At 64.9% G+C, this 296-nt stretch carries 1 protein-coding gene; it reads right to left on the reverse strand.

Annotated elements, in window-relative coordinates:
- Positions 1-296 (reverse strand): hypothetical protein (locus SB756_RS29230; protein ID WP_410913033.1); only part of this gene is annotated, 296 nt, incomplete at both ends.

Raw genomic sequence — 296 nt, forward strand, 5'->3', positions numbered from 1 at the left:
CGCGCCAGATCGACGTCACGATGCAACAGCGCGTACAGCACCGTGACAAGCACGAGCACCGCATACGGCCACGCGGCGAGCAATGCGCGCGAAAACGTGCGGGGCCGGCGCACGAGCAGGAATAATCCGCCGGTCGCGTTCGCGAACACGAAGATGAGCCCGTGCGAGAAAAACAGCGCAAGATTCACGAGCGCGAGCACGACGCCGCGGCGAAAGGTTTGCCGCTCGGCATAGTCGAGCGCGAGCGCGAGGAAGACCATCGCGACCGGCGTGGCGACGAGGTACGAATAAAGGCC

The organism is Pseudomonas sp. SIMBA_068 (genome assembly GCF_046534705.1).
Lineage (GTDB): Bacteria > Pseudomonadota > Gammaproteobacteria > Pseudomonadales > Pseudomonadaceae > Aquipseudomonas > Aquipseudomonas putida.